This is a genomic window from Caulobacter radicis (genome assembly GCF_003094615.1).
In the GTDB taxonomy this organism is placed as follows: Bacteria; Pseudomonadota; Alphaproteobacteria; order Caulobacterales; family Caulobacteraceae; genus Caulobacter; species Caulobacter radicis.
This window is the reverse complement of the sequence record NZ_QDKO01000020.1, coordinates 75,983-101,182: the sequence shown is the minus strand read 5'-3', so window position 1 is coordinate 101,182 and position 25,200 is coordinate 75,983. Positions and strand designations below refer to the sequence as shown.

The 25,200-nt window shown below is 70.2% G+C and carries 18 protein-coding genes; 9 read left to right on the top strand and 9 right to left on the bottom strand.

Annotation, left to right across the window (positions count from 1 at the left end; all coding sequences use genetic code 11):
* Positions 1-7: 7 nt before the first annotated feature.
* The 6 genes from DDF62_RS12145 to DDF62_RS12120 form a co-directional block, all read right to left on the bottom strand.
* On the bottom strand, positions 8-769 hold the full coding sequence (locus tag DDF62_RS12145; protein ID WP_208866856.1) for a hypothetical protein: 762 nt from the start codon (positions 767-769) through the stop codon (positions 8-10).
* A 12-nt stretch (positions 770-781) separates the two neighbouring features.
* Positions 782-1,270: a hypothetical protein gene (locus DDF62_RS12140; RefSeq protein WP_116489353.1), complete on the bottom strand. Its 489-nt coding sequence runs from the start codon at positions 1,268-1,270 to the stop codon at positions 782-784.
* A complete protein-coding gene (locus DDF62_RS12135) occupies positions 1,267-3,057 on the bottom strand; it encodes an OmpA family protein (RefSeq protein ID WP_116489352.1) in 1,791 nt (596 codons plus the stop codon). Before DDF62_RS12135 ends, DDF62_RS12140 begins: the two co-directional genes overlap by 4 nt.
* Positions 3,050-3,634 (bottom strand): peptidylprolyl isomerase, encoded by a 585-nt coding sequence (locus DDF62_RS12130; protein WP_116489351.1) that lies wholly within the window; start codon positions 3,632-3,634, stop codon positions 3,050-3,052. Before DDF62_RS12130 ends, DDF62_RS12135 begins: the two co-directional genes overlap by 8 nt.
* On the bottom strand, positions 3,631-4,713 hold the full coding sequence (locus DDF62_RS12125; protein ID WP_133244919.1) for a hypothetical protein: 1,083 nt from the start codon (positions 4,711-4,713) through the stop codon (positions 3,631-3,633). The genes DDF62_RS12130 and DDF62_RS12125 overlap by 4 nt, the downstream gene beginning before the upstream one ends.
* Before the next feature lie 158 nt (positions 4,714-4,871).
* A complete protein-coding gene (locus DDF62_RS12120) occupies positions 4,872-6,107 on the bottom strand; it encodes an MFS transporter (protein ID WP_116489349.1) in 1,236 nt (411 codons plus the stop codon).
* A gap of 97 nt (positions 6,108-6,204) precedes the next feature.
* On the opposite strand from DDF62_RS12120, the gene DDF62_RS12115 reads away from it, so the two are divergent.
* From DDF62_RS12115 to DDF62_RS12080, 8 genes are all read left to right on the top strand, one after another.
* Positions 6,205-7,248 (top strand): LacI family DNA-binding transcriptional regulator, encoded by a 1,044-nt coding sequence (locus DDF62_RS12115; RefSeq protein ID WP_116489348.1) that lies wholly within the window; start codon positions 6,205-6,207, stop codon positions 7,246-7,248.
* 147 nt (positions 7,249-7,395) lie between these two features.
* Positions 7,396-10,149: a TonB-dependent receptor gene (locus DDF62_RS12110; RefSeq protein WP_244286801.1), complete on the top strand. Its 2,754-nt coding sequence runs from the start codon at positions 7,396-7,398 to the stop codon at positions 10,147-10,149.
* Between the two features lie 138 nt (positions 10,150-10,287).
* Positions 10,288-12,573, top strand: a complete 2,286-nt coding sequence (locus tag DDF62_RS12105; protein WP_116489347.1) for a beta-glucosidase — start codon at positions 10,288-10,290, stop codon at positions 12,571-12,573.
* A complete protein-coding gene (locus DDF62_RS12100; RefSeq protein WP_116489346.1) occupies positions 12,573-13,985 on the top strand; it encodes a glycoside hydrolase family 30 protein in 1,413 nt (470 codons plus the stop codon). The genes DDF62_RS12105 and DDF62_RS12100 overlap by 1 nt, the downstream gene beginning before the upstream one ends.
* Before the next feature lie 97 nt (positions 13,986-14,082).
* Positions 14,083-14,589, top strand: a complete 507-nt coding sequence (locus DDF62_RS12095) for an RNA polymerase sigma factor (protein WP_116489345.1) — start codon at positions 14,083-14,085, stop codon at positions 14,587-14,589.
* Positions 14,586-15,524 carry a FecR family protein gene (locus tag DDF62_RS12090; protein ID WP_116489344.1) on the top strand — a complete coding sequence of 313 codons (939 nt, stop codon included), beginning with the start codon at positions 14,586-14,588 and terminating at the stop codon, positions 15,522-15,524. The genes DDF62_RS12095 and DDF62_RS12090 overlap by 4 nt, the downstream gene beginning before the upstream one ends.
* A 110-nt stretch (positions 15,525-15,634) precedes the next feature.
* A complete protein-coding gene (locus DDF62_RS12085) occupies positions 15,635-18,538 on the top strand; it encodes a TonB-dependent receptor (protein ID WP_116489343.1) in 2,904 nt (967 codons plus the stop codon).
* Between the two features lie 175 nt (positions 18,539-18,713).
* Positions 18,714-19,979 carry a histidine-type phosphatase gene (locus tag DDF62_RS12080; RefSeq protein WP_116489342.1) on the top strand — a complete coding sequence of 422 codons (1,266 nt, stop codon included), beginning with the start codon at positions 18,714-18,716 and terminating at the stop codon, positions 19,977-19,979.
* Positions 19,980-20,222: 243 nt separating this feature from the next.
* Here the strand turns inward: DDF62_RS12080 and DDF62_RS12075 are convergent, their stop codons facing one another.
* From DDF62_RS12075 to DDF62_RS12065, 3 genes are read right to left on the bottom strand one after another with little or no spacing between them, the layout of a single operon-like run.
* A complete protein-coding gene (locus DDF62_RS12075) occupies positions 20,223-21,776 on the bottom strand; it encodes a DHA2 family efflux MFS transporter permease subunit (protein WP_116489341.1) in 1,554 nt (517 codons plus the stop codon).
* A gap of 23 nt (positions 21,777-21,799) precedes the next feature.
* Positions 21,800-22,963, bottom strand: a complete 1,164-nt coding sequence (locus DDF62_RS12070; protein ID WP_116489340.1) for an HlyD family secretion protein — start codon at positions 22,961-22,963, stop codon at positions 21,800-21,802.
* Between the two features lie 23 nt (positions 22,964-22,986).
* Complete coding sequence (locus tag DDF62_RS12065; RefSeq protein ID WP_116489339.1) at positions 22,987-24,426, bottom strand: efflux transporter outer membrane subunit; 1,440 nt, start codon at positions 24,424-24,426, stop codon at positions 22,987-22,989.
* A gap of 138 nt (positions 24,427-24,564) precedes the next feature.
* Between DDF62_RS12065 and DDF62_RS12060 the strand changes: the two genes are divergently transcribed.
* Positions 24,565-25,179, top strand: a complete 615-nt coding sequence (locus DDF62_RS12060) for a TetR/AcrR family transcriptional regulator (protein ID WP_116489338.1) — start codon at positions 24,565-24,567, stop codon at positions 25,177-25,179.
* Positions 25,180-25,200: the final 21 nt, after the last annotated feature.

The window sequence follows — 25,200 nt, the reverse complement described above, 5'->3', positions numbered from 1 at the left end:
CCGGGGATTAGTCGTCCTTCTTCTCTTCCTTGCCCAGCTTGATATCGAGCAGGCGGCGGCGACGCTCGACCTCCTCGTCCAGCTGGCGGCGGATGCGCTCTTCCAGGATCGCCGGCTGGGGTATGGGCACCAGCTTGGTGCGCAGCAGGCTCGAGCCCTCGGCCGAGTAGCTGTATTTCGACGAGTAGGTGGCGTCGACCTGGCTGGTCGAGACCTGACTGGTGTTGCTGGTCCCGGCCCGGCCGCGGAACAGGCTCCAGCTGAAGCTCGAACCCTTGGTGGTCACCTGGTTGGTGTTGCGCGAGCTGTAGCCGGACTCGCTGGTCCGGGTGATCTTGATGGCGATCTTCACCTCGATGATCGTGTCGACGAACTGGTAGAAGGTCGGCGAGAAGCCCAGCTCCAGCATCGACAGCCGCGTCGGCACGCGGATCAGGGTCTTGGGATCTTCCTTGTTCTTGACCAGCTCGGCCTTCTGGGCCTCGACGACCTTGACCAGGGCCGCGGTGTCGCCGCCCGATATCGCGTTGTCGGCCTCGATATAGGCCAGGGCGTCCGAGGGGGTCATCAGGTCGTAGCCGAAGAAGATCCGGCTGTCGTCGAAGGTGGTGTTGCCCTCGTCGTCGGTGACGGCCTGCAGGCCGCCCATCATCTCGGCGACCTCGATGCTGTTGGCGTCGAGCTTGATCTGGCCCTCGGCGATGGCGAAGGCCATCTGGCGGATCATGTCCCCCATGGGGACGTTCAGAAGTTCTCTTCCGATCGACATGTCTGGTCCTTCCTACGGTGGGGGGGCGGGCGCCGGCGTGGGGGCGGGCTCGCTGATCTTGCGGAGCAGGGTTTCGAGGGTCTCGGGCGGCGGTAGGCTGACCAGCCGGGCCGCGATCGAACTCATGCCCTCGGCGCTGACCGAGAACTTGCGCGCGTAGCTGACGTTGACCGAGGCGGCGACCATGACGAAGCCGGCCTGCACGCCGACCGTCGCCCCGGCCGACACGCCGAACTCGGTGCTCTCGGTCATGCTGAACGACAGCTTGGCCTCCACCGTGGCCTCGGTGAAGCTGTAGAAGGTCGGCGTGAAGCCCAGCGAGATCAGGTTGTGGGTCTCGCCGCCCAGCTCGACCTCGGCCTCGGCCATGGCCTTGGCCGTCTCGATGCTGTTGCGGTCGAGCGCCGACTGGGCCTGGGCGATGGCGATGCCCAGGCGCTCGATGATCTGCGGCAGCGGCGCGGAGAGCAGCTGCCGGGTGACGGACGCGGTCTCGCTCATGGGGTGGGCGTCGGCGCGGCGTCTTTGGCTTGCGCCAGGAAGGTCTTGATCTCGTCGAGGAACTCGACGGGCGCGGGCACGGCGACGATGCGGGCCGAGATGCTGCTGTTGCCGTTGATCGACTGCTCGAACTGCCGGCTGGTGCGGTAGTCGACCGACAGGCCCACTGCGACCGAGACCTTGGGCTTGTCGCCGCTGGCGGTCGGGGCCGCGGCGATCTTGTCCAGGGCCTTGGTGACGCTGGCGCCGTCGGCGGCCGACAGCGCGATGTCGTTGGCCGACAGGGTGACCAGGTTGATGATCACCGCGTCCTTGGCGTCGGAGAAGCTGACCACGCCGCCCTTGCGCACGGCGCGGACGCCGTGGGTGGCGCTGCCGGCGTTGACGTCGCGCGCCAGGTTGAAGGCGTAGGCCTGGGGCGAGTTGGCGTCGAGCGTCGTCCCGCCGTCGCTGGCGGCCGTCCCGCTGATCGCCACCGAGGTCTCCGAGGCGCCGACCTTGACGGCCGTGCCGTCCACCGGAACCGCCGTGAAGTGGCGCACGATGATGAAGCCGTTGCCGCCGCCGGAGCTGGTCTTGTCGGGTGTCGGGGTGGTTTGCAGCTGCGTGCCGGCGGACTCGACCACGACCAGCAGGTCGTTGGAATCTGCCAGCAGCACCTCGGCGCGGCGGAACTGCTGGTTGGCGACGTTGTCGACCGCCCCTTGAGCCTTCCAGCTGGCCTCGCCGCGGCTTTCGACCTTGCGGATCTGGCCGGGGGCGACGCCGTTGTCGCGCAGGAACTCGGCCACCTTGTTGGCGCGGTCCAGGCCCAGCTTCTGATTGTAGGGATCGGTGTCGACGCGGTCGGTGAAGCCCACGACGTCGACCGTCGCGCCGTTGGCCTTCAGGGCGCGCGCCACCAGGGTCAGTTCCTCGACGGCGGCCTGCTTGAGGTCGGACTTGCCGCTGTCGAACAGCGCCAGGCCCAGCGTGCCGCCGCCGACCGGCAGGTCCGAGCCGACCGGATCGCGCAGCAGCTTGGCCTTGAAGCCGCCCAGCGTGTTGATCTGGCTGGCGACGGCGCGGGCGTAGAGCAGGTTGTTGGCCTTGGCGTCGACCTTGGTGCTCTTGCCCGCGGCCAGCACGAACTCCTCGCTGGTGTTGTTGGTCGGGGTCTCGACGATGCGGATGACGCCCAGGCTGGCCTCGGAGGCGGCGTAGAACGCCACGCTGGTGTCGGTCTTGATCGGGTTCTTGGCGGTGTCGGGCTCGAGCTTGAACGGCACCTTGGTGCGCTTGGCGCTGACATAGGCGCGCTCGAACTTGCCGGTGGGCGTTCCGAGCTTCTTGGCCAGGTCCTCGGCGGCGGCCTCGACGTCGGCGCCGGCGGCGTCGGTCTTGGTCCCGTCGACGGTGACGCTGGCCGGCAGGCTCTTGAGCGTGATCTGGGCCTCGCGGGCGTTGGCGGGGGCCTGGGGGCCTCCCTGGCCGAAGCCGAAGTCCAGCTTGCCGCCGATGCCGAAGGCGCTGGCCTCGCCGACCTTCATGGTCAGCTGCATCGAGACCGACAGGTCGGCGTGCTGGTAGTGATAGAACGGCGGCGACAGGCCCAGCTGAAGCAGGCTCTTGCCGCCGAGGCCCGGGCGCGGTTCGACGTACTCGCCGACCTGGGCCAGGCTGTTGAGGTCCAGCGCCTTCTGGGCGTCGGCGATCGACAGGCCCATGGCCTTGATGAACTCGGCGACGCTGGCGTCGGCCAGAATCTGGCCGGGCGTCATCTTCTCGATGGGGTTCTGGTCAGCCATTCATCGGCTCCTTGATCCGCGGCGTCTGGGGGCTGGTTGGGGACTCGCAGGCGCGCGCCCTGTCGACGGTGTCGGCGCGGACGGTCCAATAGCCGTGGACCCGCTGGGCTTCGGACAGGCGGCCGGCGGGAACGCCGAGGCCGCGGGCGGTCCAGGCCAGGAGGCTGCGCGACAGGGGCAGGGCCTCGTCCAGGGCGACGGCGGCCGTCAGGCTTTCGCGCGCGGCGGTCACGTCGCCGGCCTTCAGCTCGTTGACGCCCTTGCGTTCCAGCAGGCAGGCGCGGTCGCGGCGCTGGAAGTCGCTGGGCGTTCCGTCGCCCAACTCGGCGGCGGCGCTGCTGGCGGCCTCTCCGGCCAGGACGGCGGCCTGCTCGTGGGCGCCGGTGCGCTCCAGGCTCTCCAGAACGCAGTGCAGGTAGTGGCGGGCGAAGATCTGCGGGGCGCGCACGCCGTGGGCCAGGCGCAGGGCCTCGCGGTACTTGGCCAGGGCCTGGTCGTGGCGGCCCTTCAGCGCCAGGACCTTGCCGGCCTCGGCGACGCCCGCGTGCAGGCGATGGATGTCGAGGGCGCCGGTCATGCGCGGGCCTCGGAAAACAGCACCTCGGCCCCGGCCGCTTCCAGCCGGTGGCGCAGCAGGCGCGCGCGCGGCAGGGGCATCAGGCCCGTGGCGAGCGGGGCGACGCCGGACAGGCCGACCTCGGCCAGGACCGCGGCGGGGGCCGACAGGATGTCGAGCGCCTGGTGCGAGAAGGTCTCCAGCTCGGCGCGCACCGTCAGCCCGGCTTCGGCGTAGGCGGCCAGGCGGCCCTCCAGGTCGGCGAAGGCGACGCCGGCCTCGATGGGCACGGGCAGGGCCTGGCGCAGCAGGTCGAAGTCCTCGGCCGGAACGCCGGCCAGGGCCTCGAGCGCGGCGGCGGCTTGCGGCGGCGCGGCGACGAGGTCCAGGGTGAAGCGCAGGAAGGCCTGGTCGACGATCCGCACCTGCTCGGGCGCCTTCAGTCGCCGCCAGAGGGCGTCGGCCTCGCCGCGGCTGAGGTCGAAGACGGTGGCCGAGCCGCCGGCCGAAACGTCCGCGCCCGCCGGCAGCCTCTGGCGCAGGACGCTGGCCTGAAGGTGCGACAGGTCGCTGGCGAAGAGGGCGAAGCGGGCCTGGTCCGGGCGGCTGGCGGTCAGGCGCACGGCGCCCGGCGGCAGGGCCGTTTCCAGCGCGCGCACGGTCGGCTCGGTGACGGCGCCCAGGATCACCCCCGGCGGGGTCAGCAGCAGGTCGAGGGCGGCGGCGGGCTCCATGCCCAGGAAGCGGCCAAGGATGGCGGCGACGGCGTCGGCGGCGTCGAGGTCGAGCAGCTCGGCGGCCAGGTCCATGGTCGGGGCGCGGACCACGGCGGCGCCGGCGGGGGCCACCGCGGCCTCGACGCCGAGCGTTCCGATCAGGGCGGCCAGGCGCGTCGCATCGGCCGCCGGCAGGTTGGCCAGCAGCCGGGCAGGCGCGCGATAGAGGGCGTCGACCACCGTCTCGACCGGCAGTTCCAGGGCCTGGCTGAGCACCGAGGCCGCGCGGGGCGAAGCGTTCCCGATGCTGGTGATCAGCAGGTCGGCGGCCTCAGGTTCGACGTTTGGATACGCTACGCTGGGGGACACCGACGACTCGAGCACCAACACCTCCCAAAAGGCTGGTTTCGACCGGGCTTATCCACGCTCTGGTTGGCGCGGCGATGGACTCGTGTCAGAGTTGTAAAGCTTTGTAAAGTTCGGAAATCTTGCACGTGGTGAATTTGCGCCCTGTGCGATCGGCCGCATGCGGACGATCGCGGTCAGCGCCTCGCCAGCAAGGCTCCGGCGCCGGCCAAGGCGGCCAGGGCGGCGGCCGCGAAGACGCCGCGCAGGTCGCCGCCGGTAGACGCCACGGCGATCCCGAGCAGCGGGCCCAGCGCCTGTGACGCCGCCACCGCCACGTTCATCAGGCCAAGGTCCCTGCCGTTGCGCGCATTGTCGGGCAGCACCTCGGCCACAAGGGCGAGGTTGCTGGTCGAATAGACCCCGTGGCCGATCCCGAACACGATCTGGGCGACCAGAGGGCCGGGCCACTCCGGCGCCAGCAGCAGCAGGGCGACGCCGGTCGCGATCAGCACGCCGCCCGCGATGACGATGGGGCGACGCCCCAGCCGGTCGGACAGGGGGCCGCTCACGGCGCCGGCCGCCAGCATGCCCAGGGTCGAGGCGGTCAGCAGCAGGCCGAACGCGGCCTCGGGCGTCACGCCGGGCAGGCGGCCGGCCAGATCGCCGCGGTCCTTGAGGTAGAAGAACAGATACAGGGTGTGCAGCGCCACGGCGGTCTCGACCAGCAGGCGCGAGGCGAACACCATCTGGAACCGGCGATCGCCGAAGGCGGTCAGCCGCAGGCTGGGCCAGGCGACCGGGGCGCGGACGGCGGGCGGCGGTTCGCGCAGGGTCAGGGCGAAGGGCAGGATGAGCACGGCCGTGGCGGCGATGACCGCGGCATAGCGGCTGGCCGCCGAGACCAGCAGGGCGCCGACGACCAGGGCGGTGAACAGCTTGGAGGCGGGCAGGGCCAGGCCCGCCCAGGCCGCCGCCGCGCCCTTCTGGTGGTCGGGCACGAGGTCGGGCAGTACGGCGGCCAGCGGCGCGTAGAGGGCGTTGACCGCCAGTTGCAGCACCACGACCGCGCCCAGCATCTGCCACGGGGTCTGGGCCAGGCCGACCAGCACCAGGCCCAGCGCCGTGGCCGCCCAGCCGCCGAGGATCCAGGGCCGACGCCGGCCGAAGCGGCCGCGGGTGGCGTCGCTGAGCGCGCCGAAGGCGATGTGGGCGATGGCGGCGGTGATCGCCCCGACGATGGAGATCTGGCTGAGCGTCAGGTCGCGGGCGTGCGGCGCCACCTCGGCGGCCTTCAGCGGCGCCAGCAGGGTCAGGAACGAGATGAAGGAAATGAAGGCGCCGGCGTTGGCCAGGCCATAGCCAGCAAGGAAAAGTCGCGAGCGTCCCCTGGTGGGCTCGGCTTCTGTAAATGGGCGGCCGCCTTGATCCATCCGTGGTTTATGCGATCAGGACAGCTTGCGGTCGAGCTATTGTCAGCCTGGCCGTTCGTCACCATCGTGTCGCCCAGCGTTCGGTTCGGAGAGTTCATTGACGGCAAGACGGCCCACCATCGACGACGTCGCGCGCCTTTCGGGTGTCGCGCGGACGACGGTCTCGCGGGTGCTCAACGACGGCCCCAATGTTCGCGACGAGGTGCGGGCCCGGGTGATGGAGGCCGTCAGGGCGCTGGACTACAAGGTCAATCCGCAGGCCCGCTCGCTGGCCGGCGGGGGGAGCCGTCTGCTGGGCCTGGTGTTCGCCTCAGACCTGGAGAGCGAGCCGAACTCGTTCTACCATTCGGCCCTGGAACTGGGCGCGCTGCGCGGCTGCCTAGAGCTGGGCTATCAGCTGGTCACCCGCCACATCCCGCTGCAGAGCGCCGACCGCGAGCAGCAGGTCTACGACCTGATCGCCACCCAGCGCTGCGAGGGGCTGATCTTCACGCCGCCCTATTCGGACGACGCGGGCCTGATCGCCGAGGTGCTGCGGCGCGGCTGCAAGGTGGTGTCGATCTCGCCGGGCGGGGCGGGCAGGGGCCTGGCCGACGGCGTGGGCATGGACGACGAGGCCGGCGGCTACGACATCGCCCGCCGGCTGATCGAGCTGGGCCATCGCCGATTCGCCTTCATGGGCGGCATCGAGGGCCACTTGTCGGCCGACCGGCGTCTGGACGGCCTGATGCGGGCCCTGTCCGAGGCGGGTCTCGGGGACGCTGACCTGATCCAGGTGCGGGGCGACTTCACCTTCCGCTCGGGGGTCGAGCTGACGCCCCGCCTGCTGGACGATCCGCTGCATCCGACGGCCCTGGTCTGCGCCAACGACGACATGGCCGCGGGCGCGCTTTCGGTGGTCCACGGACGCGGCGTGAAAGTGCCGCAGGACCTGTCCGTGACGGGCTTCGACGACACGCCGGTGTCGGCCATCGTCTGGCCGCCGCTGACCACCGTGCACCAGCCGCTGAAGGACATGGGCCGCCGTGCGGTGGCCCTGCTGGCCAGCCGCCTGACGGGCGGCCGGGCCGAGGCCGAACCGGAGTTCGACTGCCTCGACCACGCGGTGGTCGAACGGGGCACGGCCGCCTCCGCTCCCTGATCGAACCGTGATCCCCTTGACAAGGCCGACGGGTTACGGCCTTTGTTGGAAGCGCTTCCAATTCACGAAAGCGCGGCTTTTCGACGCCGAATCCGCAAGAGACGGGGCGAGGAGGGCCAGGGAAGAGACGCAGTAGGGGAGAGTACCTTGATCCATCACGCCCATTCGGCCGCGCGCGCCCGCGCCGGCGCCCAGCGCTTCAAGCAGCTGGCCTATGCCTCGGCCGGAGCCCTGTCTCTGCTGGCCGGCGCCGCCCACGCCCAGGACGCCGCCCCGGCCCAGGAAAACACCGCCGTCGACGAGGTGGTGGTCACCGGCTATCGCCGCAGCCTGGAGAAGTCCGCCGAGATCAAGCGCCGCGAGGTCGGCGTGGTCGAGGCCGTGTCGGCCGAGGACATCGGCAAGCTGCCCGACGTTTCGATCGCCGAGTCCCTGGCGCGCCTGCCGGGCCTGACCGGCCAGCGCGTCAACGGCCGGGTGCAGGTGATCTCGATCCGCGGCCTGTCGCCCGACTTCTCGACCACCCTCCTGAACGGCCGTCAGCAGGTCAGCGCCGGCGACAACCGCGCCGCCGAGTTCGACCAGTATCCGTCGGAGCTGCTCAACAGCGTCGTGGTCTACAAGACCTCGAACGCCGCCCTGATCGGCCAGGGCCTGTCGGGCACGGTCGACATGCGCACCGTCCGCCCGCTGGACCAGAAGGGCCGGGTGATGACCCTGAACGCCCGCCGCGAGATCAGCGACCTCGACAAGGCCAATCCGGACGGCTCCAAGAGCGGCTACCGTTTCAGCGCGTCCTATATCGACCAGTTCGCCGACGGCACGATCGGGGTGGCGCTGGGCTATGCTCACCTCGACAGCCCGACCCAGGTCCAGCAATACAAGGCCTGGTACTGGGAGCAGCCGGCCCAGTTCACCGGGGCCAACGCCGGGGCCTACAGCCTGGGCGGCCAGGAGATCTTCGCCACCAACCGCGACCAGGTGCGCGACGGCTACATGGGGGTGCTGGAATGGCGGCCCAACGACAAGCTGCACTCGACGCTGGACCTGTTCTACTCGACCTTCGACCAGAAGGAGGTCCGCCGCGGCATGCAGTGGTTCTCCAGCCCCAGCACGCCCGACGCCACGGTGTTCCTGAACCCCGGCTTCACCAAGGTCGGCAACTCGCTGATCAACACCTCGGGTACGGCGACCAACGTCACCCCGATCGTCCGCAACGACCGCAACACCCGCAAGGACGAGCAGTTCGCCCTGGGCTGGAACACCTCGTACGTGTCGGGCGCGACCACCTACACCGCCGACATCGGCTACTCGAAGGTCGAGCGCCGCGAGCAGATCCTCGAGACCTACGCCGGCTACGGCCCGATCCGCACCTTCGACAACATCGGCTACGACCTCACCTTCAACGGCGTCGGCAAATATACGACGGGCCTGGACTACGCCGACGCCAGCCGCATGCAGCTGGGCGATCCGGCGGCCTGGGGCGGGTGGGGCCATGACGGCGCCATCCGCTTCCCCGAGGTCGAGGACCGGATGTTCACCGGCGACTTCCGCATCGACCACGACGTCTCCGAGACCCGTATGGGCGGGTTCCTGAGCAGCGTGCAGGCCGGGATCAACTATGCCGACCGCAAGAAGGACAAGACGGTCTCGGACAACGACCTGTTCCTGAAGAACGGCCGCGCCCCGACGACGGTGGCCTCGCAGTACCTGCTCTCGCCGGCCTCGCTGTCGTTCGCGGGCATCGATCAGGTGCTGGCCATCAACCTGCAGAAGGCCCTGCCGGTCTATTACGACATCGTGCCGATCGGGAACGCCGACGACTACAACAAGGACTGGAAGATCCAGGAGCGCCTGACCACGGCCTACCTGATGGCCAAGATCGACACCCATGTCGGCGCGCTGCCGATCAAGGGCGACATCGGCCTGCAGTACATCTCCACCAAGCAGGAATCGACGGGCTACACCGTCAGCGGCGGCACGGCCCAGGCGCCCAGCCTGGTCACCGTCGAGGACACCTATGACGAGCTGCTGCCGAGCCTGAACCTGACGGCCGAGCCGGTCGAGAACCTCTATGTCCGCTTCGGGGTGGCCAAGACCTCGGCCCGTCCGCGCCTGGACGACATGCGCGCCAGCATCACCGCCGGCGTCGACGCCCTGACCTTCCGCTGGAGCGGTTCTGGCGGCAATCCGTACCTGAAGCCGTGGAAGGCCACCGCCTTCGACCTGTCGGTCGAGAAATACTTCGCGCCGGGGACCTACATCGCCGTCGCCGGCTACTACAAGGACCTGGAGACCTACATCTACAACAAGTCGGTCGACTACGACTTCTCCAACGTGCCCAACACCGGCACGGTCACGCCGATCAGCAACATCGGCCTCCTGACCCGTCCCGAGAACGGGGAGGGCGGCAAGCTCTACGGCTACGAGATCTCGGGCGCGGTCGACTTCGGCCTGATCACGCCCTGGCTGCAGGGCTTCGGCTTCGTCGGCAGCATGTCGCACACCAAGACCGACATCCAGCCGGACGGCCCCGGCTCGAGCAACGCCCTGCCGGGCCTGTCGGGCGACGTCTACAACGTCACCGGCTACTACGAGCGGGCCGGCTTCTCGGCTCGGATCAGCAAGCGCCACCGCTCGGCCTTCCGCGGCGAGGTGGTGCAGCTGTTCGCCTATCGCGGCTTCACCCAGGTGCTGGCCGACGAGCAGGTCGACGCCCAGATCGGCTACGAGTTCCAGGACGGGCCGCTCAAGGGCCTGTCGGCCGTGCTGCAGGTCAACAACCTCGACAACAGTCCCTACCGCACCCGCACCGGCGTGCTCTCGGACGGCACCATGCTGCCCGAGACCAACGACCAGTACGGCCGGCAGTACATCTTCGGTCTGAACTACAAGTTCTGACCCCTGCGCGCGGAGGGCCGATCCCTTCCCCTGGCCCTCCGCGCTTTTTTTCGTTTCGACGCGGCCCGCTTTCGCAAGAGGCGCGGGCCCCCTCGCGCCCGGTTGCGGCGCCCCCCCGATCCCGACACGGAGTAGCCCATGACGACCGCCGCCCAGCCTTCATCCGCCCTGCGGATCCTGCGCCGGACCTCCGCCGCCGTGGCGCTGCTGGCCCTGCTGCCGGCCGCGAGCCTGGCCCAGACCATGCCGACAAAGGACAGCGCGCCGCTGGCCGCGCGGGCCAACGACCCGGTCTGGGCGCGCGCCGACGCACTGGTCCGGCAGATGACGCTGGACGAGAAGATCACCTACCTGCACGGCCTCTTCCCGCCCAACACCAAGCCCGCGCCCGCCGACATGATCCCCTCGGCCGGCTACGTGCCGGGCGTGCCGCGCCTGAAGATCCCGACGCTTCGGGAGAGCGACGCCAGCCTCGGCGTCGCCAACCAGGTCGAGCAGCGCAAGGGCGACACCGCCACGGCCCTGCCGTCGGGCCTGGCGCTGGCGGCCACCTTCGAGCCGAAGCTGGCCTACGAGTCCGGCGCGATGATCGGCGCCGAGGCCCGCGCCAAGACCTTCAACGTGCTGCTGGCCGGCGGCGTCAACCTGACCCGCGACCCGTGGGCGGGACGTAACTTCGAATATCTGGGCGAGGACCCGCTGCTGGCCGGCGAGATGGCCGGTGCGTCGATCCAAGGCGTGCAGAGCAACCACATCGTCTCGACCATCAAGCATTTCGCCATCAATTCGCAGGAGACCGGCCGCCACGTGATGGACGCCCGCATCGGCGAGGCCGACCTGCGGGAAAGCGATCTGCTGGCCTTCCAGATCGCCATCGAGAAGGGCCAGCCGGCCTCGGTGATGTGCGCCTACAACAAGATCAACGGCGACTGGGGCTGCGAGAACGACTTCCTGCTCAACAAGGTGCTCAAGCGCGACTGGAACTATCCGGGCTGGGTGATGTCGGACTGGGGCGCGGTGCACAGCACCACCAAGGCGGCGCTGGCGGGCCTGGACCAGCAGTCGGGCCAGGAACTCGACAAGCAGATCTATTTCGGCGACGACCTGAAGGCCGCCGTGACCAGGGGCGAGGTCAGTCAGGCGCGGGTCGACGACATGGTCCGCCGCATCCTCTACGGGGTGATCGCCACCGGCCTGATCGACAACCCGACCCCGGCCAACGCCCAGCCGATCGACTATGCGGCCAACGCCAAGGTCGCCCAGGCCTTGGCCGAGCGCGGCGCGGTGCTGCTGAAGAACGACCGGGGCCTGCTGCCGTTGGCCAAGAGCGCGAAGAAGATCGTGCTAGTCGGCGCCCACGCCGATGTCGGCGTGCTGTCGGGCGGTGGTTCGTCGCAGGTGCGCTCGGTCGGCGGCGCGCCGGTCGAGATCCCGCTGAACGGCGGCGAGGCGGCCTCGTTCGTCCGCGTCACCTGGCACGCCTCCTCGCCGTTGCAGGCGATCAAGGCGGCCTATCCGAACGCCGAGGTCTCTTACGTCGACGGCAAGGATCCGGCTGCGGCCGCCGCCGCGGCGCGCGACGCCGATCTCGCCATCGTCTTCGCCTGGCACTGGCAGACCGAGGCGCAAGATGCGCCCTCCATCGCCCTGCCGGAGAACCAGGACGCCCTGATCGACGCCGTCGCGGGCGCCAACAGGAACTCGCTGGTGGTGCTGGAGACCGGCGGCCCGGTGCTGATGCCGTGGCTCGATCGGGTCGGCGGGGTGCTGCAGGCCTGGTATCCGGGCCAGCGCGGCGGCGAGGCTGTCGCCGGCATCCTCAGCGGCGCGGTCAATCCGTCGGGCCGCCTGCCGATGACCTTCCCCAGGACCGAGGACCAGGCCCCGCGCGCCTCCGCGCCCGGCTATGCCGAGCAGGCCGCCATCGATGACGCCCGCCGGGCCGGCAAGGAAGCCGGGCCGATCAAGGGTTTCCCGGTCGAGTACGGGGAGGGCGCGGCCGTCGGCTATCGCTGGTTCGCCGAGAAGAAGCTTCAGCCGCTCTATCCGTTCGGCTACGGCCTTTCGTACACGAGCTTCGGCTACAGGAACCTCAAGGTCGAGGACGGCGACGGGCTGAAGGTCAGCTTCGACGTCACCAACACCGGCAAGGTCGCCGGCGCGGACGCGCCGCAGCTGTACGTCACCGCCGGCAAGCGCAAGTCGATGGTGCGGTTGGCCGGCTTCCAGAAGGTCGACCTCAAGCCGGGCGAGACCAAGAGGGTGACCCTCAGCGTCGATCCGCGCGTGCTGGCCGACTACGACACCGCCAAGCCGGGCTGGACCCTGCCGGCCGGCGCGTACCCGCTGTATGTCGGCGCCCACGCGGGCGATCCGGCCCTGACCGGCTTGGCCAAGCTGAAGGCCTGGAGCCGCAAGCCGTGATGCGTCTGGCTTTGATCTCGACGGCGGCGGTTCTGGCCCTGGGAGGCTGCGCCAGCGTCTCCCCGGCGTCCGAGCGCGCCGCCCGCGCCTGGGTGACCACCGGCGACCGGACCCAGCTCTTGGCCGAGCAGCCGCCGTTGGCGAGCCTGGCGACGGGCGACGACCTGCCGGTCGTGACCGTGGACGTCGCCGCCCGGGACCAGTCGATCGTCGGCTTCGGGGCGTCGATCACCGACGCCTCGGCCTGGCTGATCCAGACCAGGATGTCGGCCTCGCAGCGACAGGCTTTGCTCTCGGAGTTGTTCGGGCGCGGGGAGGGCGGGCTCGGCTTCAGCTTCACCCGCGTGACCATCGGCGCCTCGGACTTCTCGCTCGACCACTACAGCCTGGACGACGCGCCGGGCGGGGCGGCCGATCCGGAGCTGAAGTATTTCTCGACGGCCCGACCCGAGCAGTACGTGTTCCCCACCGTGCGGGCGGCGCTGAAGATCAATCCCGACCTGAAGGTCATGGCATCGCCATGGAGCGCGCCGGCCTGGATGAAGACCACGGGCTCGCTGGTGAAGGGCCAGCTGAAGCCCGACGCCCATCCGGTCTATGCCGAGTTCTTCGCCAAGTACGTCAAGGCGGCCAAGGCCCAGGGCGTCCCGACCGACTATCTCAGCATCCAGAACGAGCCGGACTTCGAGCCCGAGAACTATCCGGGCATGCGCTGGCCGGCCGCCGACCGGGCGCGGTTCTTCGGCGACAACCTGGGGCCCGTCTTCGCCCGCGAGCGGATCGCAACCAAGGTGCTGGACTGGGACCACAACTGGGACCAGCCGCAGCAGCCGATGACCGTGCTGTCCGATCCCAAGGCTCGGGCGTTCGTCGCGGGCGTGGGCTGGCACTGCTACGCCGGCGACGTCGCCGCGCAGGACGAGGTGCGCAGGGCCCATCCCGACAAGGACGTGTTCTTCACCGAATGTTCGGGCGGCCAGTGGGCGGCCAGGTTCGACGAGAGCTTCCTGTGGATGATGGACAAGCTGATCGTCGGCTCCACCCGGGGCGGGGCTCGTGGCGTCCTGATGTGGAACCTGGCGCTCGATGAAAACTACGGTCCGCATGCGGGCGGCTGCGGCGACTGCCGGGGCGTGGTGACCATCGACCAGGCCACCGGCGCGGTCGAGCGGAACCAGGAATACTACGCCTTCGGCCACGCCAGCCGGTTCGTGAAGCCGGGCGCGGTGCGGGTCGGATCGCCCGCCGAGGCAGCGGGTCTGAGGACCGTGGCCTTCGTCAATCCGGACGGCGGCCGCGCCCTGATCGTGCTGAACCAGACCGGCGATGAGAAGATCTTCGCCATCGTCGACGGCGCCCGGCGCCTGAAGGCGAGGCTTCCCGCGAGGTCGGCGGGCACCTTCGTCTGGTAAGGACAGGGGCGGCGGAAGAACTGTCACGAAGCCGTGGTAGCCGCCGCCCCATGCTCCCGAAGGCCGCTTCTCCTGCGCCGGCGCGTCCTGACGCGTCATGACCGACCTGGCGTCCCTGCGCGCCCAGCGCGACGAGCTCTATCACTTCATCGTCCGCCGCACCCGTGACCCGGCCGCCGCCGACGACCTGGTGCAGGAAACCTTCGCGCGCCTTTTGACCTACGAGAAGGCGCGCACCGTCGCCGACCGGGCGGCGCTCGGCTATCGCATCGCCCTCAACCTCGTCCGCGACCATTTCCGCAGCCGCAAGCGGCGGCCGACCGAGATGCTGGACGACGAAATCCCCTGCCAAGCCCCGGCGCCGGAACAGATCCTCATGCATCGCCAGAAGGTCGAGGTGTTCGGCAAGGTGCTGGACGCCATGCCGCCGCTGCGTCGCGACGTCTTCATCCGCCGGCGCCTGCACGGCCAGACCACGCGCGAGATCGCGCACGCCCTGGCGATGAACGAGGCCGCCGTCGAGAAGCACGTGGTGCGGGCCCTGGAGCAACTGCATCGCGAGATGACCAAGGCCGAGCGCCGCGCCGCCGGAGGCCGCCGATGAGCCGCGCCCGCCGCACCGCCGCCCTGTGGGCCGCCCGCCGGATGGACCCGGCCTTCCACGACGAGGCCGGCTTCGAGGCCTGGAAGTCGGACGACCCGGCCAATGCGCAGGCCTTCGACCAGGTCTGGGGCGTCAACCAGGACAGCGCCCTGACCGAGGCCATGAAGCTCAGCGAGCAGCGCCGGCTGGCCAGGCGACGCCAGGCGGGACCGATCGCGGCCCTGGCCGGCGGCGTGCTGGCCTGCGGCCTGGCCGTGGCGCTGGCCTGGCCGCAACTTCAGCTTATGACCGTGACGCCCACGGCCTTCGAGACCGCGCGGGGCGAGCACCGCGCCGTCGTTCTGGAGGATGGGACCAAGGTCGTGCTCGACGGCGACACCCACCTGGAGGTGCGCCTGGGCACAGGCCGCCGCGAGGTGGCGCTCAGCCGGGGCGAGGCCTTCTTCGACGTCGCCCATGACGAGGCGCGGCCGTTTACCGTCAGGACCGCCGCCGGTTCGGCCCGCGTGCTGGGCACGGCCTTCGATCTGGAGGTCAGCGACGAGCGTGGTCCCGAGCGGCTGGAGCTGTCGGTGCATCGTGGCCGGGTGCGCCTGGCGCCCGATGGTCTGATCCGTCGCACCGCCGACCTGACGCCCGGCCAGCGCGCCTTCGCCACCGAGGGGAGGCTGTCGAAGGTCCGGTCCTTCGATCCCCTGGCCGACGACTGGCGTTCGGGCTGGCTGGAGACCGACGGCGTCACCCTGGGCCGGCTGGTCGAGCGCGTGAACCGCGCTTCCGAGCGCCGCATCGTCATCGCCGATCCGGAGCTGGCGCGTCAGCGGGTGGCCGGCCGCTTCCGCCTGGACGAGCCGGCGGCCCTGGTCCGCAACCTGGCCTTGGTCCACGGCTTCGAGGTGCGCGAGGGGCAGGGCGGCCTGGTGATCAGCCGGTGACGGTCGCCGGCCGTCGCCGAAACTTCACAAAAATCCCTGTCCTGAATGGGGGCGCGGCGGCGTCTTCCCCGCCGAAGCCGGCCTGACGCCGCGCATTCGGGGATAGTAAGATGACCTTCAAGACCTGGACCCTGTGGAGCACGGCCTCGGCCGCGGTCCTGATGTCGGCGACGACGGCGATGGCCGCTCCGGCGCCCAAGCCCGCCCTGGCCATTCCGGCCGGCGACCTGGCCACGGCTCTTCCGGCCTTCTCGCGCGCCACGGGCCTGCAGGTCCTGGCCGATCCGGCCCTGCTGGCCGGCAAGCGCACCCCCGGCGTGCGCGGCGAGCTCGACGCCGAGACGGGTCTTGCCCAGTTGCTGCGCGGCACCGGCCTGACCTATGTGCGCAACGGCGGCGCGGCCGTGCTGCGCCCCGCCGCCCAGAAGATCTCGACCGCCCCGGCCCCCGCCCGTCGGGCCGAAGCCGCCGCGCCCGTCGCCGTCGCCGAGCCGGCCGCCGACGATAGCGCCACGGTCGAGGAGATCGTCGTCACCGGCGGCTTCGCCAATTCGCTGGCCCGGGCTCTCGCCGACAAGCGCAAGGCCGCCAACGTCGTCGACGCCATCTCGGCCGAGGACATCGGCAAGTTCCCGTCCAACAACATCGCCGAAGCCCTGCAGCGGGTGCCGGGCGTCGCCATCACCCGCGACCGGGGCGAGGGCCTGTTCGTCCGCGTCCGGGGCCTGGGCCCCAACTTCCAGATCGTCACCCTGAACGGCCGCAGCGCCGCGGTGAACGAGAACATGCGCGACAGCGGCCAGAGCGGCCGCCAGTTCCGCTTCGACACCCTGCCGTCCGAGCTGGTCGCCGGCGTCGAGGTCGGCAAGACTCCGCTGGCCTCGCTGGACGAAGGCGCTATCGGCGGCGTGGTCGACATCAAGACCTTTCGCCCCCTGACCCTGGGCAAGAACACCATCGCCGCCTCGGCCACCGCCAGCCATCCTGAGTTGGCCGGCGCCACCGATCCGCGCGTGTCGGGCCTGCTCAGCTGGGTCAATGAAGACAAGAGCTTCGGCGCGCTGCTGGCGCTCGTCTACGACCAGCGCACCCTGCGCCAGGACCGCGTCACCGGCGTCAGCTGGAGCTATGCCGACCCCTCGACCACCCTGGGCAGGAGCCTGGCCGCCCAGGGGATCAACCTCTATCCGACCGCCATCCGCCCGACGCTGGAGCGCGAGGACCGCGAGCGCAAGGGCCTGGTGTTCTCGGCCCAGTACCGTCCGACCGACGCCACCGAGATCACCTTCGACGCCAGCTACACCCACCTCGACGACCACTATGACGAGCTGACCTATTCGGTCGACCAGACGGCCTCGACCCTGGTGCCGGGCTCGCTGGTGGTGCGCGACGGCACGCTGGTCGGCGGCACGGTCACCTCGACCAGCCAGATCGGCCGCGAGGTCAGCGACCTGGCCCACGACAACCTGATGCTGGCCGTCAACGGCAAGCAGCGGATCGGCGAATGGACCTTCTCGGGCGACGCCGCCTACGCCCGCGCCTACAGCGAGACCTCCAAGCCGATCACCCGCACCCGCCTGCTGGGCGCCATCGGCCAGACGACCTTCAACATGACCAAGGTCGACGACGACGTGCTGCCCAGCGTCACCCTGGCCACGGCGAACCTGTCGAACCCGTCGCTGCTGCCGTTCCGCCGCATCGAGTGGCGCACCAACGACTCGCTGGACCTGGAAAAGGCCATCCAGGCCGACGCCGAGCGGCCGGTGCAGTGGGGTCCGTTCACGCGCGTGGCCTTCGGCGTGAAGTTCCGCGAGCGTGAGCGCAGCTACAATCGCGCCGACATCAACTTCACCACCAACCTGGCCAACAAGTATTTCGACGCCAGCTATTTCGAGGCCTTCCCGGCCGGCGACTTCCTGGGCCAGGTGGGCGGAAACCTGCCGCGCACCTGGGTGATGCCCGATCCGGAGAAGTTCTGGGCCCTGGCCGACAAGACCCAGAAGGGCACCGCCCGCGCCGACCAGCGTAACTCCTACTTCGTGTCGGAAGAGATCCTGGCCGGCTACGGCCTGACCGACATGGACACCGAAGTGTTCGGCCGTCCGCTGCGGGGCCAGCTGGGCGTCCGCGTCGCCCAGACCAAGCAGGTCTCGGCCGGCCACGCCGACACCGGCAGCGCCGCCATCCCGGTCCGCTACGAGAAGACCTATACCGACGTCCTGCCGACGCTGAACTTCGCCATGGACATCACCGACACCCTGCAGGCCCGCTTCGCGGCGGCCAAGGTGATCACCCGTCCGTCGCTGGCGGATCTCGCCCCGCGCCTGACGCTGAACTCGTCGGGCACGGTGCTGACGGCGGTGGGCGGCAATCCGCAGCTGCAGCCGTTCGAGGCCTGGCAGTACGACGCCACCCTGGAATGGTACTTCGCCCCGGGCAGCGCCCTGGTGGCCGGCGCCTTCTACAAGGACATCACCACCTTCGTTTACAGCCAGAAGACCAACATCGTGGTCGACGGCCAGACCTACCAGCTGACCTCGCCGACCAATGGCGGGCAGGCCAGCATCAAGGGCGTGGAGCTGGCCTACCAGCACCTGTTCAAGAACCTGCCGGCGCCGTTCGACGGCCTCGGCTTCCTGGCCAACTACACCTACACCGACACCGAAGCGACCTACTCGCCGACCCTGACGGACGCGATGGTCAACGTGGCCAAGAACAGCTTCAACATCACCGGCTTCTACGAGAAGGACCGCTTCGCCGCCCGCGCCGCCTACAGCTGGGTGGACGACGTGCTGCAGGACGTCGGCGGCGCCGGCCTGTCGGCCCTTAACGACAAGGCCTTCGGCTCGCTGGACGCCAGCGTCAGCTACAAGATCACCGACAACATCACCGCGGCCCTCGAAGGCCAGAACCTGACCGACGCCGCCCAGTGGCAGTTCGTGAAGGGCGGCTGGTTCGGCGGCTACACCCACTACGGCCGCACCGTCAGCTTCGGCCTGCGGGCCAAGTTCTAACGCCCAGATCGCTCCGTTTGCGGAGCATCGTCGCGGCCGTCTGCACAGCTGGGCGGCCGCGACGGCGATCTCTTGTTCCAGCGGGGGCCTCTGCTTGACCCCCCGTGATCCGATCCCCTCGACTGGCCCGCGCGATTCCGCCGCGCGGGCCGCTTTTTCGTTTTCGGGAGTTTCGATGCGTCTACTTGCCCGCCTTTCAGCCTTCGCCCTGGCCGCCTTCATCGCCGCGCCGGCCGCCGCACCCGCCGCCGCCCAGGCGTCCGGCGAGACCCTGGAGAAGGTGGTGATCCTCAGCCGGCACGGCGTGCGCGCGGCGATGTCGAGCCCCGAGCGCCTGGAGACGGCCACCGCGCGTCCGTGGCCGCGTTTCTCGGTCCCGCCGGGCCACCTGACGGCCAACGGCGGGACGCTGTCGACCCTGTTCGGCGTCTATTACCGCGAGCTCTACGCCAGGCAGGGGCTGCTGGCCGGCGCCGATTGCGGGCAGGTCTACTACTGGGCCAACGTCACCCAGCGCACGATCGCCACGGCCAAGGCGATGGGCGAGGGGCTGTCGCCCGGCTGCGCCATCGACGTCCACACGGTGGGCGAGGGCAAGGCCGATCCGCTGTTCGAGCCGGTGAAGGCCGGCGTGGCCAAGCCGGACCTGGCCCTGGCCCGCGCCTCGGTCGCCGGGCGGGTGGGCGGCAATCTGGGCGCCTGGAGCGCCGGTCATGCCGACGCCATCGCCAACCTCGACGAGCTGCTGATGCAGTGCGACGCCGCCCCGTGCCCGAAGGCGCCGGGCAAGCGCCGCGTCTATGACGAGCCGGCCGCCTTTCTTGACGACGCCGACGAGACGGTCGGCATCTCGGGGCCCGAAGCCTTCGCCTCGGGGATCACCGAAAGCATGCTGATGGCCTGGGCCGACGGGCATGACTTCGCGGGGGAGGGGTGGAAGGGCCTCGACGAGGCGGCGCTGCTCAGGGTCTTCCCGCTGCACCAGGCCGAGTTCGACCTGCGCCTGCGCTCGCATGAAGTCGCGCGAACGGGCGCGGGGCATCTGGCCTCGAAGATCCTGGCCACGCTGGAGGCCAAGCCTGGCAAGGACGCCATCGGCGGTCCGGGCACCAAGATGGTGGTGATCGTCGGCCATGACGGCACCCTGGCCATGCTGGGCGGCCTGCTGGGCATGGAGTGGGTCGCGCCGGGCTATCAGCCGAACCAGATCGCGCCGGGCGGCAACCTCGTCTTCGAACGCTGGAAGCGGGCCGACGGCGCGCGGGTGATCCGCGTGCGCTACGCCGTGCAAAGCCTGTCGCAGCTCCGCGAGAAGAAGCCCCTGACCCTGGCCGCGCCGCCTTCTGCCTCGCCGATCTTCGTGCCGGGGTGCAGCGAGGCGAGCTTCGACTGTCCGATCGACCGGTTTGCGACGGTGGTGAAGGGTGCGGTGGCGCGCTAAGGGGAAGCTGACACCGAACCCCTCTCCCATGGAGAGAGGGAGGGGCCCGCGCCGTAGGCGTGGGAGGGTGAGTGGGTAGGCGAAGCCCTTGGACGATCTTGGTTCTGTCGCGAGCGATGTGCCGGCACGCCGGTTGAGGGTGTAACCACTCACCCTCCCACCGCTTCGCGATGGGCCCCTCCCTCTCTCTAAGAGAGAGGGGGCAATAAGGAGGGGAGCAGCCTTCGCCGCTCCCCACCTGCGTCAGTGCACCGCCGACGTATCGGCGACGCGCGTCGGCTTGGGGGCCAGCCAGACGATCGTCGCGGCCACCACGAAGAGCACGGCCATGGCCATGAACACCTGGTTGGTGGCCAGCATCACGCCCTGGCTCTGGACCATGTTGTCCAGCGTGCCGCGCGCCTGGTCGGCGCTCATCCCTAAGCCTTTCAGCTGGTCCATCGTGCCCTGCGCGCCGTTCAGCACGCCCGACAGTTCGTTGTGGTTGCGGCTGGCGCCGTCGGCCCAGACCGTGGTCACCACCGAGGTCGCGAACGCCCCCGACAGCGTGCGGCAGAAGTTCATCAGGCCCGCGGCGCTGGCGGTCTCCTCGACCCTGACGCTGGCGAGCGCCAGGGCGGTCACGGGGACGAAGAAGAACGGCATGCCGAAGCCCTGGAACAGCAGCCAGTGGGCGATGTCGAAATAGCCCATCTGCTGGTTGGCCTGGGCCCGGAAGAAGGTCATCACCGCCATCCAGATCAGGCCCAGGAACACCAGCTTGCGGGCGTCGAACTTGGCCGACATGCCGGCCGCCAGCGGCGCGACCATGACGGCCGTGACGCCCAGCAGGGCCGAGACGTAGCCCGCCCAGGTGGCCGTGTAGCCCATGTTCTGCTGCAGCCAGAGCGGGTTGAGCACATTGATCCCGAAGAACGCCCCGAAGGCCACGCTGAGGGTTATGACGGCGGCGGTGTAGCCCCGGTGCCGGAAAACCCTCAGGTCGACGATCGGGTTCTCCGCGGTCAGCTCCCAGATCAGGAAGGCCGCGAAGCCCACGGCCGCGACGATGGCCAGGCCGATGATCATCGGCGAGGCGAACCAGTCGTGCTCCTTGCCCAGATCCAGCATGATCTGCAGCGCGCCGACCCAGACGACCAGCAGGCCAAGGCCCACCAGGTCGACCTTCGCCTTGGCAAGAGGCGTCTCGTGGCCCTTCAGCAGGTTCCAGGCGAACCAGGCGCAGGCGATGGCGATCGGCACGTTGATCCAGAAGATGAAGGCCCAGCCGACGCTGTCGCACAGCGCCCCGCCCAGGATCGGCCCGAGGATCGGGGCGATCAGGGTGGTCATGGCCCACAGGCCCGTGGCGGCCGCGGCCTTCTCCTTGGGGAAGACGCGTAGCAAGAGGGTCTGGGACAGCGGCATCAGCGGACCGCCGCAGGCGCCCTGCAGGATGCGGAACAGCACCAGCAGGCCCAGAGACGGCGCAAGGCCGCACAGGAACGAGAAGATCCCGAACCCGATCATGCCGAAGACGAACACCCTGACCGCGCCGAAGCGGGCCGAGAGCCAGCCGGTCAGCGGCACGACCACGGCCTCGGCCACGGCATAGGAGGTGATCACCCACGTGCCCTGGCTGGGCGAGACGCCCAGGGCGCCGGCGATGTTCGACACCGAGACGTTGGCGATGGTGGTGTCGAGCACCACCAGGAAGTTGGCGGCGGCCAGGATCAGGCCGGCGAAGATCATCGCCGGCCCGCTCAGCGGCGCGGGTTCGGACGCCGCCCTTGCGGGGACGGCTTGAGCGCTGGCCATGACGGCCTCCTTGCTGCTCGGGTTCAGTCGCGGGTGTTGATCGTGGCCTTCATCGAAAGGCCGACGCGCAGCGGATGGGCCTTAAGGTCGGCCGGATCGATGGCGACGCGCACCGGCAGGCGCTGCACGACCTTGATCCAGTTGCCGGTGGCGTTCTGGGCCGGGATCAGCGCAAAGGCCGCGCCGGTGCCGCCCGACAGGCCGGCGACCTTGCCGTGGTACTTCACCGAGTTTCCGTAGAGGTCGGCGGTCAGCTCGACCGGCTGGCCGATCTTGACCTTGCGCAGCTGGCCTTCCTTGAAGTTGGCGTCGACATAGGCCGCGGCGATCGGAACCACCTGCATGACCGGCGTGCCGGCGGCGACCCGCTGGCCGATCTGGACGGCGCGCTTGGCCACGACGCCGTCGATCGGCGCGCGGATGACGGTGCGCGACAGGTCCAGCTGGGCCTGCTCGAACTTGGCGCGGGCGGCGGCGACTTCGGGGTTGGTGTCTACGGTGGTCCCGTCGGTCAGCACGGCGTTGGCGGCCAGCGAGCCGGCGGCGGCGGCGCGGTTGGCCTGGGCTTGAGCTTGAGAGGCCTTGGCCGAGGCGAAGGCGGCCTGGGCGTTGGCGAAGGCGTTCTGGGCGCGGGTCAGCTCGTCGCCCGAGACGGCGCCGGTGGCGGCCAGGGCCTTGCGGCGATCCAGGTCGATGCGGGCGCGCTCAAGGTCGGCCTGGGCCGAGGTCAGGCTGGCGGCGGCGCGGGCCTGGTCGGCGTCGCGGGCGGCGATCTGGGCCGACAGGCTCTGGTCGGTGGCCAGATAGCCGCGCACCCGGCGCTCGGCGCGGGCCAGGTCGGCTTGAGCCGAGGCCAGGGCGATGCGGGCGTCGCTGTCGTCGAGCACGACCAGCACGTCGCCGGCCTTGACCACCTGGGTGTCATGGACCGCGACGCTGCGCACCGGGCCGCCGACCAGCGGGGTCACCTGGGCGACGTCGGCGCCGACATAGGCGTTGTCGGTCTCGACATGGTGCGAGCCGACGAGGGCGTAGTAGGCGCCATAGCCGGCGCCGGCGATCAGGACGACGGCGGCCAGGCCGAGGAACAGCTTCTTGCGCTTGGCGCCGGCGGCGGCCTTGGCCTTGGCGGCGGCTTGGGCTTCCTGGGAGGAAGAGGCGTCGGCGGAGGCTTCGGAATCGTACATGGGGGAGGGCTCCGGGAAACGGGTCAGGCGGCGCGGTAGCCGCCGCCGAGGGCGCGCACGAGCGCCACGTCGAGGGTGAAGGCGCGGGTCTCGAGCTCGGCGAGCGTCCGCTGATTGGCGATCAGGGCGTCCTCGGCGGAGAGGACTTCCAGGTAGGTGGCCAGGCCCCCGCGATAGCGCTGCAGGGCGATGTCGTGGGCGGCCGACGAGGCGGCGACGGCCTTGCGGGTCTCGTCCAGGCGGGCGTCGAGGGCGCGGGCGCTGACCGCGGCGTCGGCGACGTCCTTCAGGGCCTGGGCGAGGGTCCCGTTGTAGCTGGCCACGGCGGCGTCGTAGTCGGCCGCGGCGCCGCGATAGTTGGCCCGCAGCGCGCCGCCCTGGAAGATCGGCAGGCGCACAGCCGGGCCGATCGAGCCGATGCGCGAGCCGCCCTTGGTCAGCAGGTCCAGGCCCAGCGACTGCTGGCCGAAATAGGCCGACAGGTCGACGTTCGGATAGAACTCGGCCTTGGCCTGCCTGATCGACTGGCTGGCGGCCTCGGCGCGCAGGCGGGCGGCGACCACGTCGGGGCGGCGGCCGATCAGGTCGGCCGACAGGTTGGCCGGCAGGCCGAAGGCCTTCAGCGTTCCGACCTTCGGCCGCTCGATCGAAAGGCCGCGATCGGGACCGGCGCCCAGGAGGGCGGCGATGCGGTTGCGGGTCAGGCCGACGGCCTCGTCGGCGGCGGCCAGCTGGGCGCGGGCCGAGGCCAGGCCGGCCTTCGACTGCTCGGCCGAGCCGCGGTTCTCCAGGCCGTTGGCGGCGCGGTCGGCGGTCAGCTGGGCCGTCTGCTCACGGGTCTTGACCGCGTCGGCGGCCGCGTCGCGGTCGGCGAACAGCTGGGCCAGGTCCGCATAGGCGGCCGCGACGCTGGTCGACAGAACGAGGCGCGCCTCGGCGGCGTCGGCCCGGGAGGCCTGCGCCTGCGACGTCGCCGCGGCCAGGGCCGCGCGGTTCTTGCCGAAGAAGTCGAGCTCCCAGGAGAAGTCGAGCGTGGCGCGGCCGGTGTCGTTGTAGCCCTTGGGCACGAAGGCGGCCGGGACGCCGTTGTTGTAGCTCTGCTTGACCGAGGCGTAGGTCGCGCCGGCGCTGAGGCTGGGCAGGGTGGCCGAGCGGGCCTGGCCGGCCAGGGCTTCTGCCTTGCGGACGCGGGCCTCGGCGGCGGCCAGGTCGGGCGAGCCGGCCAGGGCTTCGTCGACCAGGGCGTCGAGCTGGGCGTCGCCATAGGCGCTCCACCAGCGGTCGGCCGGCCAGTCGGCGGCGGGCGCGGCCAGGCTCGCTTGCGAGGCGTAGGCGTCGGGCGCCTTGATCGCCTGGGCCGGTGGCAGCTTGGGCACGGCGGCGCAGCCCGCCAGGGCTGTCGTCGCCAGGAGGCCCGCGAGGGCCAGTTTAAGGGGGGAAGTCCGGGGGAGGGCGTTTGCCATCGGATTTGCTCGATATCAAACCGTACAGGACGGTCCAAATATAACTTGACGTGACGGCGTCAAGTGAAAAGTGTACGGTCTGGTCCAGAAAACGCCGGGGCCTGGTTAATCGGCCTATCGGAGACGGGAGGAGGGCGCGTGCGCGTCAAGACCGAGGAGAAGCGCAAGTGCATTCTGGAAGCGGCCAAGGCCGTGTTCCTGGAGCGCGGGTTCCTGGGGGCGAGCATGGCCGAGGTGTCGGCGCGCGCCGGCGGCTCCAAGCAGACGCTCTACAGCTACTTCGCCTCCAAGGACGACCTCTTCGTCGCCACCATGCTGGAGAAGGGCGCCCAGATCATCGATCCGGTGTTCTCGACCTTCGAGACCGAGGAGGACCTGCGGTCGGCGCTCAGCCGGTTCGGGCGCGTCTTCCTGGCGTTCGTGTCGAGCGAGGAGGTGCTGGCGTTCCGGCGGATGATCATCGCCGAGGGCGCGCGCTCGAACCTCGGCAAGCTGTTCTTCGAGAACGGCCCCCGGCGCGGCTGGACGCGGATGACCACCCGGTTCGAATGGTTCATGGAGCAGGGGCAGATGCGGCGCGTCGACCCCTGGCAGGCGGCCATGCATTTCCAGGCGCTGTGCGAGTCCGGGGCCTTCTATCGCCTGCTCGAGGGCGTGCTGCCCGAGCTGACGCCGGAGATGATCGACACGGCGGTCGACGCGGCGGTCGACGTCTTCATGCGCGCCTACGGGCTGGAGCCGGCCGCCGACTGAGCGCGACAGTTGCGCCGTGGG